Here is a 14,772-nt window from a genome sequence, read left to right as displayed (position 1 = left end):
ACTTGCTGATTATTCAGGAGAGATTTTCATGACCGCTGCATTCTCCCTCGCTCCGCTGTTCCGTCATTCCGTGGGCTTCGACCGTCTTAACGACCTGTTCGAATCCGCCCAGCGCAACGATAGCGGCAGCAGCTACCCGCCCTACAACGTCGAGAAACACGGTGATGACCAGTACCGCATCGTGGTCGCCGCAGCCGGCTTCCAGGAAGAAGACCTGGAGCTGCAGGTCGAGCGTGGCGTGCTCACCGTCAGTGGTGGCAAGCGCGACAAGGGCGTCGAGAGCGTGACCTACCTGCACCAGGGCATCGCCCAGCGCGCCTTCAAGCTGTCGTTCCGCCTGGCCGACCACATCGAAGTGCGCAGCGCCGGCCTGCAGAACGGCCTGCTGAACATCGACCTGGTACGCATCGTGCCGGAAGACGCCAAGGCCAAACGCATCCCCATCAATGGCGCCCGTGCGGTGCTGGACAACTGATCCGGCAGCGGTTGCTGCGGTAGAAGAGGGCGCCTGCGGGCGCCCTTTTTCATGGGGCCGGGGGTAAAGCCTGCTCGTTGTTCCTGGCCAGCAGCGCGCGGAATTCTTCCAGCGGAACCGGACGGCTGAACAGGTAGCCCTGGTACAGGTGGCAGCCCTGCTGTTCGAGGAAGTCCAGTTGCTCCTTGAGCTCCACCCCTTCGGCCACCATGCCCAGGCCCAGGCTGCGGGCCATGGCGACGATGGCGCGGATGATCTCGGCATCGTTGGGGTCGTTGGTGGCATCGCGTACGAATGACTGGTCGATCTTCAGCACATCCACCGGCAGGCGCTTGAGGTAGGTCAGGGACGAGTAGCCGGTGCCGAAGTCGTCCATGGCGAAACTGACGCCGAGCTTCTTCAGGCGGCGCATCTTGCCGATGGTGTCGTCGAGGTTCTGGATGACGATGCCTTCGGTGATCTCCAGCTTGAGGATGCCCCGCGGCAGGCGGGTATCGGCCAGGCTTTTCTCGATGCGTTCGACGAAATCGTTCTGGCGGAACTGCCGGGGGCTGATGTTCACGCACAGGCTGAAGTCGTCGGGATTGGCCAGCCGGTCGGCGAGCAGCTGTTCGCAGGCCCGGCAGGCATCGGCCAGCACCCAGCTGCCCACCTCGAGGATCATCCCGCTTTCCTCCAGCACCTGGATGAATTGCGCCGGCGACTGTGGCCCCAGGGTCGGGTGCATCCAGCGCAGCAGCGCTTCGGCGCCTATCACCCGGTTGCTGCGGGCGTCCACCTGGGGCTGGAAGTACAGCTCGAACTCGCCGCGAACCAGGGCCAGGCGCAGGTCGTTCTCCAGGCGCAGACGCTCGCTGGCCGCCTCCTGCATGGTGGCGCGGAACATCTGGATGGCGTTGCGCCCCGAATCCTTGGCCCGGTACAGGGCGATGTCGGCACGCTTGAGCAGGTCGGCGGGCGTCTCGCCGTGATCGGGAATCAGTGCCACGCCCATGCTCGGCGTGACCTGCAGGTGATGGCCATCGAGCAACATGGGCTCGGCCAGCAGCTTGCGCAGCTTGTCGGCGATCTGCCGCACCTGGCGCGTCACCTCGGAGCGCTTGCCCTCCAGGCCGGTGAGCAGCACCACGAATTCGTCGCCGCCCAGGCGCGCGACCGTATCTTCCAGGCGCACGCTGGCCTCCAGGCGCGCGGTGACCATCTTCAGCACCGAGTCGCCCACCGGATGGCCGAGGGAGTCGTTGATGTGCTTGAAGTGGTCGAGGTCGAGGAACAGCAGGGCACCGCGCAGCTTGTGGCGGCGCAGCAGGGCGATCTGCTGGGTCAGCCGGTCCATCAGCAGGGCGCGGTTGGGCAGGTTGGTCAGCGAGTCGTGGTAGGCCAGGTGCTGGATCTGCGCCTGGGCGTCTTTCAATGCACTGATATCGCGGGCCGTCAGCAGCAGGCAGGCCTTGCCGTCGAGGTCGATCTGTTCCACCGAGACCTCCACCACCTTGCGCGTGCCGTCACGGTGCTGGCCGGACATCTCCAGGTGGTGCGCACGCCCATCGCGGCGCATGACCTCGATCAGGTGCTGGCGCTCATCGGGCCGGGCCCAGATGTGCAGGTCGTCGGCGGTACGCCCGATCACTTCCTCGGCGCTGTAACCGGTGAGGCGGCAGAAGCCTTCGTTGACCTCGATGTAGCGGCCCGTGTCGCGCTCGGTGATGGTGATGGCGTCGGGGCTGGAGTGGAACGCCTTGGCGAACTTCTCCTGGCTGGCCTTGAGCGCCGCCTCGGACTGCTGACGCTCGGTGATGTCGCGGAAGGTGGTGGTGATGCACAGCTGGCGGTCGACGCGGATGAAGCGGCTGGACACCACGCAGGTCAGCGGGCTGCCATCGCGGGTCAGATAATCGGCCTCGACGTTATCCAGGCCCTTGTCGCGCATCAGCGTGCGCGAGAGCTGGTCGCGCTGCTCCAGGTCGGCCCAGAAGGCGATCTCCGGCGCGCGGCGGCCGACGATCTCGTCGGGGCGCCAGCCGAACACCTCGGTGAAGCTGGGGTTGATCTCGATGAAGGCACCGTCGCGCACGCGGGTCACGCAGATGGGGTCGGGGCTGGCCTGGAACAGGGTGACGAACTTCTCCTCCGACGCCGCCAGGCGCTGCTCGCGGCGCACCCGTTCGGTGATGTCGATGAGGATGCCGGCCATGCGCAGCGGCTCGCCCGCTTCGTCGCGGTAGAGCTTGGCGGTGCTTTCCAGGAAATGGATCTCGCCATTGGCGAAGCGTGAGCGGTAGGTGAACTGGTAGTCCTTGGTCACGCCGGTGAGCAGGTCCTGGTAGGCCTGGCGCATGGCCATCTGGTCTTCCAGGGGCACGAAGCTGAAGAAGTTCTTGAAGTCGCCCTCGTACGGTTCGGTGGCCAGCCCGTGCAGCGCCGAGGCCCGGGCCGAGCCATAGAGGCTGCTGCTGGGGATGTGCCAATCCCAGGTGCCCAGGTCGGCGGATTCCAGGGCCAGTGCCAGGCGTTCCTGGCTGTCCTTCAAGGCGCGTTCCTGGGCGCGCATCTCGGTGATGTCGCGCACCGTCAGTACCAGGCAGGTACGGCCGTTGAGCTGGATCTGGTCGCCATACAGCAGGTTGGTGCTGACACTGCCGTCGCGGCCGCGCAGTTGCACTTCCAGTCCGGCGAGGATGCCGCTGTTGCCGAAGGCGTCGAGCATCTCGCGGCGCTGCTCGGCGTGGACCCAGATGCCCAGCTCCAGCGAGCTGCGGCCGATGGTTTCGCTGGCATCCCAGCCGAACTGGCGCTGGAAGCCGGGGTTGGCCTCGATGAAGCAGCCGGTCTCGCGGTCGGTGATGACCACGGCATCGGGGGTGCTGCGGAAGGCCTTGGAGAATTTCTCCTCGCTGGTGCGCAGGGCGGCTTCGGCGCGCTTGCGCTCGGTGGTGTCGAGGAAGGTGCTGATGAGGAAGGATTCGCCGTCCAGGTCGACGAACTGGCTGGACAGCACCCCGTCGAGCACCCGTTCGTCGCGGGTGCGCAGTTGCACCTCCTGGACGATGGGGTCTTCCGAGCCGGGACTGTTGCGGTAGAGCAGTTCGCGCTGCTGCGGGTGGACCCAGATGCCCAGCTCCTGGGTGCTGCGGCCGACCACTTCGGCGGCCGGCCAGCCGAACACGCTTTCGAAATGCTGGTTGGCCTCGGTGATGATGCCGCCGTCCATGCGCACCAGCAGGATCACGTCGGGGCTCAGGTGGAACAGGCTGGAGAAGCGTCGCTGCGAGTTCTCCAGCGCCTCGGCCCGCTCCTGCTGCTCGGTGACGTCGCGGATCACCCCGATGATGCGTTTGCGCCCGTCGGGGTCTTCCTGCGGGCTGCCGCTGATCTCCAGCCAGTGCAGGCTGCCGTCGGGCCAGCGGATGCGGTGGCGGAAGGCGCGGTCCGGGTGGGCGCCGGACAGCACCCGGGCGAAGAGTTCGAGCACGCCGGCGCGGTCTTCCTCGGGGATCAGTTCGATGTAGTCGACCTGGGTGCGCAGCGGGCGCTTGGGGTCCAGGCCGAACAGCGCCTGGGCGCCGCGGGACCAGTTGACCCGGCCGCTGGCGATGTCCCAGTCCCAGGCACCCAGGCGCGCGCCGTTGAGCGCGGCGAGCAGGCGTTGCGTGTCTTGCCAGCTCTGCTCGAACTCGCCGGGGTCGAGGGCGGGGATGAAGGGCAGTGGCGGGCGATCAGATGGCTTGGTCATGGCGGCCCTTTCCGGTCCGGAGGCTGCAGTGTGGCGCGGTGCGGGCGGAGAGTGGGCGGGGTGGCTGGGGCATGCGCGGGCCTTTTCTTATCGTTATGCGGCTCACGTTAGCCCCTGGCTCGGGGACTACGCAAGATTGTCGCGCTGGGCGTCGAGCAGGGCCATGAAGGCCTTGGCTGCGTTCGACAGGGTGCGGTCGGTGTGCAGGATGTAGCCGAGCTTGCGGCTCAGTTGGATGTCCTGCAGCGGCAGGCGCACCACCTGCTCGTCGAGCATGGTGCGCGGCAGCACGCTCCAGGCCAGGCCGATGGACACCATCATCTTGATCGTCTCCATGTAGTTGGTGCTCATGCCGATGTTCGGCGTCAGCCCTTCGGCCTCGAACAGGCGCCGCACGATGTGGTGGGTGAAGGTGTTGCCGCCGGGGAACACCGCCGGGTGCTTGGCCACGTCGGCGAGGAAGATGGTCTTGTCGCGGGCCAGCGGGTGCTCGGGGGCGGCGACGAAGTCCAGGGCGTCGTCCCACACCGGTACCGCCTGCACGGGCAGGGCGGTTTCCGGGGCCAGGGTGATCACCGCCAGCTCGGCGCGGCCATGGAGGATCTCTTCATAGGCGACTTCGGAATCGAGGAACTGGATGTCCAGCGCCACCTGCGGGTAGGCGCGGGTGAAGGCGCGCAGCAGCGGCGGCAGGCGATGCAGGCCGATGTGGTGGCTGGTGGCCAGGGTCAGGCGGCCGCTGATATCACCGGAGAGGTTGCTCAGGGCGCGACGGGTGTCGTCCAGCACATTGAGAATCTGGTAGGCACGCGGCAGCAGGGCGCGACCGGCTTCGGTCAGGCCCACTTCGCGGCCGAGGCGGTCGAACAGGCGCACGTTCAACTGCTGCTCCAGGGAGGCGATGCGCTTGCTCACCGCCGGCTGGGTCAGATGCAGGCGTTCGCCGGCCTCGGAGAAGCTGCCGGTTTCGGCGATGGCGATGAAGGCATTGAGGCTGGCGAGGTCCATTGGCGCTTGAGCTCCAGGCAGAGGGCGTGGCTAAGGGTATTCCTGAGGGGAATCCATTGGATGAAAAATATGAATTTGAGTTATTCATGTCAAATCCCTAGGATCATCCCCACAAGCCAAGGGGCCTTTTTATCCATGAGAGCCCCGGCATAGAAACACGCTGATGAGGACCCACCGATGGCCGGCAAGACGCTGTACGACAAGCTCTGGGAATTGCACGAGGTGAAGCGCCGCGACGATGGTTCGTCGCTGATCTACATCGACCGTCACATCCTCCACGAAGTGACCTCGCCCCAGGCATTCGAAGGCCTGCGTCTGGCCAGCCGCAAGCCGTGGCGCATCGACGCCAACATCGCGACCCCGGACCACAACGTGCCGACCACCCGCGCCGAGCGCCAGGGTGGCCTAGAGGCCATCGCCGACGAGGTTTCGCGCATCCAGGTGCAGACCCTCGACGAGAACTGCGACGATTTCGGCATCCTCGAGTTCAAGATGAACGACGTGCGCCAGGGCATCGTCCACGTGGTCGGCCCGGAGCAGGGCGCCACCTTGCCGGGCATGACCGTGGTCTGCGGTGACTCGCACACCTCCACCCATGGCGCCTTCGGTGCGCTGGCCCACGGCATCGGCACCTCCGAGGTGGAGCATGTGCTGGCCACCCAGTGCCTGATCGCCAAGAAGATGAAGAACATGCAGGTGCGCGTGGAAGGCAAGCTGCCCTTCGGCGTGACCGCCAAGGACATCGTGCTCGCGGTGATCGGCAAGATCGGCACCGCCGGCGGCAACGGCCACGCCCTGGAGTTCGCCGGCAGTGCCATCCGCGACCTGTCCATGGAAGGCCGCATGACCATCTGCAACATGTCCATCGAGGCCGGTGCCCGCGTGGGCATGGTGGCGGTGGACGAGAAGACCATCGCCTATGTCGAAGGCCGCCCCTTCGCGCCCAAGGGCGCCGACTGGGAAAAGGCCGTGGCCGCCTGGAGCGACCTGGTTTCCGACGCCGATGCGCACTTCGACACCGTGATCGAGATGCGCGCCGAAGACATCATTCCCCAGGTCAGCTGGGGCACTTCGCCGGAGATGGTGCTGCCCGTCGACCAGCGCGTGCCGGACCCGGCCGTCGAGGCCGACCCGGTCAAGCGTGATTCCATCACCCGTGCCCTGAAGTACATGGGCCTGGCCGCCAACCAGGCGATCACCGATATCCAGCTGGACCGCGTATTCATCGGTTCCTGCACCAACTCGCGCATCGAAGACCTGCGCGCCGCCGCCGAAGTGGCCAAGGGCCGCAAGGTCGCCACCACCGTCAAGCAGGCGATGGTGGTACCGGGCTCCGGCCTGGTGAAGCAGCAGGCCGAACAGGAAGGGCTGGACAAGATCTTCATCGAGGCCGGCTTCGAATGGCGTGAGCCGGGCTGCTCCATGTGCCTGGCGATGAACCCGGACCGCCTCGAAAGCGGCGAGCATTGCGCCTCCACCTCCAATCGCAACTTCGAAGGCCGCCAGGGCGCCGGTGGTCGTACCCACCTGGTCAGCCCGGCCATGGCCGCCGCAGCCGCCGTCAACGGACGCTTCGTCGATGTTCGCGAGATGCTCAAGTAAGGAGAGCGAGATGAAAGCCTTTACCCAACACACCGGTCTCGTCGCTCCGCTCGATCGTGCCAACGTCGACACCGACCAGATCATCCCCAAGCAATTCCTCAAGTCGATCAAGCGCACCGGCTTCGGCCCCAACCTGTTCGACGAGTGGCGCTACCTCGATGTCGGCCAGCCCAACCAGGACAACTCCAAGCGCCCGGTGAACCCGGACTTCGTCCTCAACTTCCCGCGCTTCCAGGGCGCCAGCGTGCTGCTGGCCCGTGAGAACTTCGGTTGTGGCTCCTCCCGCGAGCACGCACCCTGGGCCCTGGAGGAGTACGGCTTCCGCGCCATCATCGCGCCGAGCTACGCCGACATCTTCTTCAACAACAGCTTCAAGAACGGCCTGCTGCCGATCATCCTCAAGGATGAAGAGGTGGACGAGCTGTTCAAGCAGTGCGAAGCGGAGGAGGGCTACCAGCTCACCGTCGACCTCGCCGCACAGACCGTGACCCGCCCGGACGGCAAGCAGTACAGCTTCGAAGTGGACGCGTTCCGCAAGCACTGCCTGCTCAACGGCCTCGACGACATCGGCCTGACCCTGCAGGACGCGGACGCCATCCGCGCCTTCGAGGGTGGCCATCGCCAGGCGCAGCCCTGGCTGTTCCGCGACGCCTGAGGCAGGGGAGCGAGATGAGCGACAAGGCCCATGCGCAGGTGGTGCAGCGCCAGTTCGGCGAACAGGCCAGTGCCTACCTGAGCAGTGCCGTGCACGCCCAGGGCACCGAATTCGCGCTGCTGCAGGCGGCGGTCGAGGGCCGGGGCGATGCCCGGGTGCTCGACCTCGGTTGTGGCGCCGGGCATGTCAGCTTCCATGTCGCGCCGCTGGTCGGTGAAGTGGTGGCCTACGACCTCTCCGAGCAGATGCTGGAGGTGGTCGCAGCGGCTGCCGCCGAGCGTGGGCTGGGTAATCTACGCACCGAGCGCGGGGCGGCCGAGCGCCTGCCCTTCGCCGATGCCAGCTTCGATTTCGTCTTCAGCCGTTATTCGGCGCACCACTGGAGCGACCTGGGCCTGGCCCTGCGCGAGGTGCGTCGGGTGCTGAAGCCGGGCGGCATCACTGCCTTCATCGACGTGGCGTCGCCGGGCAGCCCGCTGCTCGATACCCACCTGCAGGCCGTGGAAGTGCTGCGCGACACCAGCCATGTGCGCGACTATTCCGCCGCCGAGTGGCTGCGCCAGGTAAGCGAGGCCGGTCTGTTCGTCGATCGCCATGCACGCCAGCGGCTGCGCCTGGAGTTCGCCTCCTGGATCACCCGCATGCGCACGCCGGATGTATTCCGCGACGCCATCCTGGCCCTGCAGAAGGCGGTGGGCGAGGAAGTGCGCGAGTATTTCGAAATCACCGAAGACGGCTCCTTCAGTACCGACGTGCTGGTGCTGTGGGCCACTAAATAACCGAGCGTCAGGCTGCAAGCTCCAAGCGACAAGTACTTGGGGCCTGCGACTTGGGGCTTGAAGCTTTTTTCCGAAGGAAAGACTCATGAGCAAACAGATTCTGGTTCTCCCTGGCGACGGTATCGGCCCGGAAATCATGGCCGAGGCGGTCAAGGTGCTGGAGCTGGCCAATGACAAGTTCCAGCTCGGCTTCGAGCTGACCCACGACGTGATCGGCGGCGCTGCCATCGACAAGCACGGCGTGCCCCTGGCCGACGAGACCCTGGAGCGTGCGCGCCAGGCCGACGCCGTGCTGCTGGGCGCCGTGGGCGGCCCGAAGTGGGACAAGATCGAGCGCGACATCCGTCCGGAACGCGGCCTGCTGAAGATTCGCTCGCAGCTGGGCCTGTTCGCCAACCTGCGCCCGGCCATCCTTTATCCGCAACTGGCCGATGCCTCCAGCCTCAAGCCGGAAGTGGTCGCGGGCCTGGATATCCTCATCGTCCGTGAGCTGACCGGCGGCATCTACTTCGGCCAGCCCCGCGAACAGCGCGTGCTGGAAAACGGCGAGCGCCAGGCCTATGACACCCTGCCGTATGCTGAAAGCGAAATCCGCCGCATCGTCCGCGTCGGCTTCGACATGGCCCGCGTGCGCGGCAAGAAACTCTGCTCGGTGGACAAGGCCAACGTGCTCGCCTCCAGCCAGCTGTGGCGTGAAGTGGCCGAGGAAGTGGCCAAGGACTACCCGGACGTCGAGCTGTCGCACATGTACGTCGACAACGCCGCCATGCAGCTGGTGCGCGCGCCCAAGCAGTTCGACGTGATGGTCACCGACAACATGTTCGGCGACATCCTGTCGGATGAGGCTTCCATGCTCACCGGCTCCATCGGCATGCTGCCTTCCGCCTCCCTGGATGCGCACAACAAGGGCATGTACGAGCCGTGCCACGGCTCCGCGCCGGACATCGCCGGCCAAGGCATCGCCAACCCCCTGGCGACCATCCTCTCGGTCTCGATGATGCTGCGCTACAGCTTCAACCAGAGCGCCGCCGCGGATGCCATCGAGAAGGCCGTGAGCCTCGTCCTCGACCAGGGCCTGCGCACCGGCGACATCTTCTCCGCCGGTACCACCAAGGTCGGTACCCAAGCCATGGGCGATGCAGTGGTCGAGGCCCTGCGTAATCTGTAATCTGTCGGGCTCGCCGGAATACCGGCGGTCCACTTTTTCCTGAAAGGTGTAGTTGTCATGAAGCGTGTAGGTCTGATCGGTTGGCGTGGCATGGTGGGTTCCGTGCTCATGCAGCGAATGCTGGAAGAGCGGGATTTCGACCTGATCGAGCCGGTTTTCTTCACCACTTCCAATGTTGGCGGGCAAGGCCCGGCGATCGGCAAGGACGTTGCCCCGCTGAAGGACGCCTACAACATCGACGAACTGAAAAGCCTCGACGTGATCCTGACCTGCCAGGGTGGCGACTACACCAGCGAAGTCTTCCCCAAACTGCGCGAAGCCGGCTGGCAGGGCTACTGGATCGACGCCGCCTCCAGTCTGCGCATGCAGGATGACGCGGTCATCGTCCTCGACCCGGTCAACCGTCGCGTCATCGACCAGCAACTGGATGCCGGTACCAAGAACTACATCGGTGGCAACTGCACCGTCAGCCTGATGCTGATGGCCCTGGGCGGTCTGTTCGAAGCCGGCCTGGTGGAGTGGATGAGCGCCATGACCTACCAGGCAGCCTCCGGCGCCGGTGCCCAGAACATGCGCGAGCTGATCAAACAGATGGGCGCGACCCACGCGGCGGTCGCCGATGACCTGGCCAACCCGGCCAGCGCCATCCTCGACATCGATCGCAAGGTGGCCGAAGCCATGCGCGGCGAGGCGTATCCCACCGAGAACTTCGGCGTGCCCCTGGCGGGTAGCCTGATCCCCTGGATCGACAAGGAACTGCCCAACGGCCAGAGCCGTGAAGAGTGGAAGGGCCAGGCCGAAACCAACAAGATCCTCGGTCGCTTCAAGAGCCCGATCCCGGTGGACGGCATTTGCGTGCGCATCGGCGCCATGCGCTGCCACAGCCAGGCGCTGACCATCAAGCTGAACAAGGATGTGCCCATCGCCGACATCGAAGGCATGATCAGCCAGCACAACCCCTGGGTGAAGCTGGTGCCGAACCAGCGCGAGATCAGCATGCGCGAGCTGACCCCGACCGCCGTTACCGGCACCCTCAGCGTCCCGGTCGGCCGTCTGCGCAAGCTCAACATGGGCACGCAGTACCTTGGCGCCTTCACCGTGGGCGACCAGCTGCTGTGGGGCGCGGCCGAGCCGCTGCGCCGCATGCTGCGCATCCTCCTGGAGCGTTGATCTACAACGGGTGCCGACGAGGCTCGTCGGCGCCCGGTTTCCCTCGATTGCCTGCGTGCGGGGCGACGGTTAAAGTGCCGCTCCCGTTTCGCCAGAGGCAATGTCCATGAGCCAGTCCTTCGATATCGCCGTTGTCGGCGCCACCGGTACCGTTGGCGAAACCCTCGTCGAGCTCCTTGCCGAGCGTGAGTTCCCCGTCGGAACCCTGCATCTGCTGGCCAGCATCGAGTCTGCCGGTGCCTCCGTACCCTTCCGCGGCAAGAACCTGCGCGTGCGTGATGTCGCCGAATTCGATTTCTCCCAGGTGCGCCTGGCCTTCTTCGCCGCCGGCGAGGCGGTGAGCCGCAGCTTCGCCGTGCTCGCCAGCCAGGCGGGTTGCGCGGTGATCGATCTTTCCGGTGCGCTGGACGACGCCCAGCCGCTGGTGCCGGAAGCCAATGCCGGCCTGCTCGGCGAACTGGCCCCTCCTTATAAGCTGTGCAGTCCGAGCGCTTCTGCCGTGGCCCTGGCCTGTGCCCTGGCGCCGCTGGTTTCCCTGGGCATCGAGCGGGTCACGGTCACCGCCTGCCTGGCCGTTTCCAGCCGTGGCCGCGAGGGGGTCACCGAATTGGCCCGGCAAACCGCCGAGCTGCTCAACGCCCGTCCGCTGGAGCCGCGCTTCTTCGATCGCCAGGTCGCCTTCAACATCCTCGCCCAGCCCGATGCGGTGGACGAGGCGGGCCACGCCCAGCTGGAGAAGAGGCTGGCACGCGAATTGAAAGCACTGCTGGCTGCCCCGGCCCTGGATGTGGCCGCCACCTGCGTGCTGGCACCGGTGTTCTTCGGCGACAGCCTGAGCGTCTCGCTGCAGGTGCGCGAGGACGTCGACCTGGCCGTCGTGCTGGAAAAACTGGAGGCGGCGGAGGGCATCGAACTGGTGGAGCAGGGCGACTATCCGACGGCGGTAGGTGACGCTGTGGGGCAGGATGTGATCTACGTCGGCCGCGTGCGAAAAGGGCTGGAAGACCCGCGCCAAGTCAATTTGTGGATTGCGTCTGATAATGTGCGAAAAGGCGCTGCACTCAACGCCGTACAGTCCGGCGAGTTATTGATAAAACACTATCTGTAAAAGATACTTACCTGAAAATTTGAAGAACTTTTCTAGCTTGACAATACTGGTTTAGTTTTCATCGCTGACGGGGAACCGCTATGGCGTGTTGTGGCAGCGATCAAAATACTCTCTCGTTCGGCCGAGAAAAAAAGATAAAACAAGGGATTACGCTATGATTCGGGTTCGCAAACTGGTGCTGGCAATTGCGGCTGCTTCGGCGCTGACCTCCGGCATGGCTCACGCTTTGGGGCTCGGGGAAGTGACCCTGAAGTCCGCCTTGAACCAGCCGCTGGTCGCTGAAATCGAGCTGCTCGAGGTCCGTGATCTGGCCTCCAACGAAGTCGTTCCGAGCCTGGCTTCGGCCGAAGAGTTCAGCAAGGCCGGCGTCGATCGCCAGTACTTCCTGACCGACCTCAAGTTCACGCCGGTGCTCAAGCCCAACGGCAAGAGCGTGATCCGCGTGACCTCCAACAAGCCGGTGCGCGAGCCCTACCTGAACTTCATGGTGGAAGTGCTGTGGCCCAACGGCCGCCTGCTGCGCGAATACACCCTGCTGCTGGACCCGCCGACCTACTCCGCTGCAACCACCGCTGCCGTCGTGCCGAGCATGCCCATCGCCGCTCCGGCACAGGCTCCGCGCCCGGCTGCTGCGCCGCGTCCGAGCGCCAGCCCGGCTGCCCAGGCACCGCGTCCGTCCACGCCTGTTGCCTCGGCCGCTTCCACCGCCAAGGCGGGCGCCGAAGAATACAAGACCACCGGCAGCGACACCCTGTGGGAAATTGCCCAGCGCAATCGCTCCAGCGGTTCCGTGCACCAGGCCATGCTGGCCATCCAGGACCTGAACCCGGACGCCTTCGTTGGCGGCAACATCAACCGCATGAAGAGCGGCCAGGTGCTGCGCATGCCGACCGATGCTCAGATCGCCAGTCGTTCCCAGTCCGAAGCCATTGCCCAGGTCGCTGCGCAGAACTCCGCATGGCGTGACGGCAGCGCCGTAGCCGGTACCGCTGGCCAGCGCCAGCTCGACGCCACCAAGCGCGCCAGCGCCGGTGCCGCTCCGGCCAAGACCGAAAGCAAGGACAACCTGCGCCTGGTATCCGCCGAGAGTGGCAAGTCCACTGCCGGCAGCGAGAAGGGTGCTGGCAACGGCAACAACAAGGCGCTGACCGAGAAACTGGCGGTGACCCAGGAAAGCCTGGACACCACCCGTCGCGAGAACGACGAGCTCAAGGGGCGGATGACCGACCTGCAGAGCCAGCTGGATAAACTGCAACGCCTGATCCAGCTGAAGGATGATCAGCTGGCCAAGCTGCAGAGCGACCTGGCGAAGAAACCCGAGGCCGCCGCTCCGGCAGCACCGGCAGCACCGGCCACGCCGACAGCGCCAGCCGCTTCCGCCACCCCGGCCGCTCCGGCTGCCGAACAACCTGCAGCGGTGCCGGCTACTCCGGCACCCGACGCGACCCAGGCCACTCCCCCGGCCGGGCAGGCACCGGACTACAACTACAACGAGGAGCCGGCTGCACCTGATGCAGCCGCCCAGTCCCAGAACCAGCAGCCGGCCAGTGAGCCGGCTGATGCCGTTGAAAAACCTGCTGCTCCGGCAGAAGCCGCCAAGCCGGTCGAGCCCGCTCCGGCGGCCGTTGCGCCCGTGCAGCCGGAACCTGAAGCCGAACAGCCTGGCTTCGTCGACGACCTGATGGGCAACCCGATGCTGCTGGGCATCGCCGGTGGCGGTGCGCTGCTGGTGCTGCTGGTCGCACTGATGATCCTCTCCCGTCGCAACGCCATGAAGGAAGCCGAGCTGCAGAACAGCCTGGCCGCCCAGGATGACGACACCGGCTTCGACAACGACCTGGACATCCAGGACAACGCCTTCGCCGGCCTTGAAAACGAGCCTGCTGCGGTCGCCGCTGCTCCGGCCCAGGCCGAGGAGCGTGTCACCGCCCAGACCGGCGATGCCATCAGCGAAGCCGACATCTACATCGCCTACGGCCGCTTCAACCAGGCTGCCGAGCTGCTGCAGAACGCGATCAACGACGAGCCGCATCGTGCCGACCTGCGCCTGAAGCTGATGGAGGTCTACGCCGAACTGGGTGACCGCGACGGCTTCGCCCGCCAGGAAAGCGAGCTGCGTGAAATCGGTGGCGCCTATGCCGAAGTCGACCAGCTCAAGGCCAAGTACCCGGCCATGGCGCTGGCTGCCGCTGCCGGTCTCGGCTTCGCCGCCGGTTCCGCCAGCGACGACCTCGACAGCTTCAGCCTCGACGACCTGACCCTGGACGAGCCTGCTGCTCCGGCTGCCCAGGCGCCTGCCGCCCAGGACGACATGGACGATGCCTTCGACCTGAGCCTGGATGAGCTGGAAGCCGACCTCGACCGCGACCTGCAAGCTGCCTCCGGCAACGATGCCCTGGCCGGCCTGGACGAGATCGACCTGGATGCCGACCTCAACCTCGACGCTCCGAGCGCCCCGGCTGCCCGCAGCGATGACGAACTCGGCTTCGACCTGGAGCTGGACGACAAGCCGCTGGGCGAGCAATCGCTGGATCTGGGCGACGACCTGGCCGACTTCAGCCTGGAGCTGGAAGGCGACAGCAAGCCGTCCATCGCCGAGGAGGATGATTTCCTTCTCAGCCTGGATGACGACCTGAACCTGGGCGGCTCCCAGCCTGCTGCCGAGCCGGTCGCCAAGGAAGAGCCCGCGTCGGCCTTCGAACTGCCGTCCGATTTCGACCTGTCGATGCCGGAAGACGAGCCCGCCGCCGAAGAAGCGCCGCTCTCCGACAGCTTCGCCGCCAAGCTCGATGAAGTGACCGCCGAGCTCGACCAGCTCGCCGAAAGCCTCGACCAGCCGCCGGCCGATAGCGCACCTGCCAGCACCGCCGCTCCGGCAGTGGACCTGGATGGCGACGACGATTTCGACTTCCTCTCCGGCACTGACGAAACCGCCACCAAGCTCGATCTGGCCCGTGCCTACATCGACATGGGTGACACCGAAGGCGCCCGCGACATCCTCGATGAAGTGATGTCCGAGGGCAGTGAAAACCAGCAACAGGAAGCGCGCGAGCTCATCGCCCGTATCAGCTGAT

10 protein-coding genes are annotated in these 14,772 nt (G+C 65.8%); 8 read left to right on the top strand and 2 right to left on the bottom strand.

The window, feature by feature from the left end:
• Positions 1–28: 28 nt before the first annotated feature.
• The gene (locus OEJ36_RS28650; RefSeq protein ID WP_263404390.1) at positions 29–475 is read left to right on the top strand and encodes an Hsp20 family protein; all 447 of its coding nucleotides are present in this window, start codon (positions 29–31) and stop codon (positions 473–475) included.
• Positions 476–524: 49 nt separating this feature from the next.
• On the opposite strand, the gene OEJ36_RS28645 is transcribed toward OEJ36_RS28650, so the two are convergent.
• Both OEJ36_RS28645 and OEJ36_RS28640 read right to left on the bottom strand, forming a co-directional pair.
• A complete protein-coding gene (locus OEJ36_RS28645; RefSeq protein WP_263404389.1) occupies positions 525–4,208 on the bottom strand; it encodes a PAS domain S-box protein in 3,684 nt (1,227 codons plus the stop codon).
• A gap of 126 nt (positions 4,209–4,334) precedes the next feature.
• Positions 4,335–5,216: a LysR family transcriptional regulator gene (locus OEJ36_RS28640; protein ID WP_021218583.1), complete on the bottom strand. Its 882-nt coding sequence runs from the start codon at positions 5,214–5,216 to the stop codon at positions 4,335–4,337.
• A 177-nt stretch (positions 5,217–5,393) separates the two neighbouring features.
• Here OEJ36_RS28640 and leuC point away from each other — a divergent pair, with 177 nt between their 5' ends.
• From leuC to OEJ36_RS28605, 7 genes are all read left to right on the top strand, one after another.
• Positions 5,394–6,818: a 3-isopropylmalate dehydratase large subunit gene (gene leuC, locus OEJ36_RS28635; RefSeq protein ID WP_263404388.1), complete on the top strand. Its 1,425-nt coding sequence runs from the start codon at positions 5,394–5,396 to the stop codon at positions 6,816–6,818.
• A gap of 10 nt (positions 6,819–6,828) precedes the next feature.
• The gene (gene leuD / locus OEJ36_RS28630; RefSeq protein ID WP_021218581.1) at positions 6,829–7,473 is read left to right on the top strand and encodes a 3-isopropylmalate dehydratase small subunit; all 645 of its coding nucleotides are present in this window, start codon (positions 6,829–6,831) and stop codon (positions 7,471–7,473) included.
• 14 nt (positions 7,474–7,487) lie between these two features.
• A complete protein-coding gene (locus OEJ36_RS28625) occupies positions 7,488–8,252 on the top strand; it encodes a class I SAM-dependent methyltransferase (protein ID WP_263404387.1) in 765 nt (254 codons plus the stop codon).
• Positions 8,253–8,337: 85 nt separating this feature from the next.
• Positions 8,338–9,420, top strand: coding sequence for a 3-isopropylmalate dehydrogenase (leuB, locus tag OEJ36_RS28620; protein ID WP_021218579.1), 1,083 nt, complete (start codon positions 8,338–8,340; stop codon positions 9,418–9,420).
• A gap of 57 nt (positions 9,421–9,477) precedes the next feature.
• Positions 9,478–10,590 carry an aspartate-semialdehyde dehydrogenase gene (asd, locus tag OEJ36_RS28615; RefSeq protein WP_021218578.1) on the top strand — a complete coding sequence of 371 codons (1,113 nt, stop codon included), beginning with the start codon at positions 9,478–9,480 and terminating at the stop codon, positions 10,588–10,590.
• 106 nt (positions 10,591–10,696) lie between these two features.
• Positions 10,697–11,698: an aspartate-semialdehyde dehydrogenase gene (locus OEJ36_RS28610; RefSeq protein ID WP_263404386.1), complete on the top strand. Its 1,002-nt coding sequence runs from the start codon at positions 10,697–10,699 to the stop codon at positions 11,696–11,698.
• A gap of 154 nt (positions 11,699–11,852) precedes the next feature.
• Entirely contained in the window at positions 11,853–14,771 is a 2,919-nt protein-coding gene (locus tag OEJ36_RS28605; RefSeq protein WP_263404385.1) for a FimV/HubP family polar landmark protein, read from the top strand.
• The last annotated feature ends 1 nt before the right edge of the window (position 14,772 follow it).

This window comes from Pseudomonas sp. PDM13 (assembly GCF_025685765.1).
Taxonomy (GTDB): Bacteria; Pseudomonadota; Gammaproteobacteria; order Pseudomonadales; family Pseudomonadaceae; genus Metapseudomonas; species Metapseudomonas solani.
The sequence above is the reverse complement of the archived record's forward strand: the minus strand, read 5'-3'. Positions and strand labels throughout refer to the sequence as shown.

Coding starts and splice junctions, on each gene's coding strand:
- OEJ36_RS28650 (WP_263404390.1), top strand. CDS start 29: ATGACCGCTGCATTCTCCCTCGCTCCGCTGTTCCGTCATTCCGTGGGC.
- asd (WP_021218578.1), top strand. CDS start 9,478: ATGAAGCGTGTAGGTCTGATCGGTTGGCGTGGCATGGTGGGTTCCGTG.
- OEJ36_RS28645 (WP_263404389.1), bottom strand. CDS start 4,208: ATGACCAAGCCATCTGATCGCCCGCCACTGCCCTTCATCCCCGCCCTC.
- leuC (WP_263404388.1), top strand. CDS start 5,394: ATGGCCGGCAAGACGCTGTACGACAAGCTCTGGGAATTGCACGAGGTG.
- leuD (WP_021218581.1), top strand. CDS start 6,829: ATGAAAGCCTTTACCCAACACACCGGTCTCGTCGCTCCGCTCGATCGT.
- leuB (WP_021218579.1), top strand. CDS start 8,338: ATGAGCAAACAGATTCTGGTTCTCCCTGGCGACGGTATCGGCCCGGAA.
- OEJ36_RS28625 (WP_263404387.1), top strand. CDS start 7,488: ATGAGCGACAAGGCCCATGCGCAGGTGGTGCAGCGCCAGTTCGGCGAA.
- OEJ36_RS28610 (WP_263404386.1), top strand. CDS start 10,697: ATGAGCCAGTCCTTCGATATCGCCGTTGTCGGCGCCACCGGTACCGTT.
- OEJ36_RS28640 (WP_021218583.1), bottom strand. CDS start 5,216: ATGGACCTCGCCAGCCTCAATGCCTTCATCGCCATCGCCGAAACCGGC.
- OEJ36_RS28605 (WP_263404385.1), top strand. CDS start 11,853: ATGATTCGGGTTCGCAAACTGGTGCTGGCAATTGCGGCTGCTTCGGCG.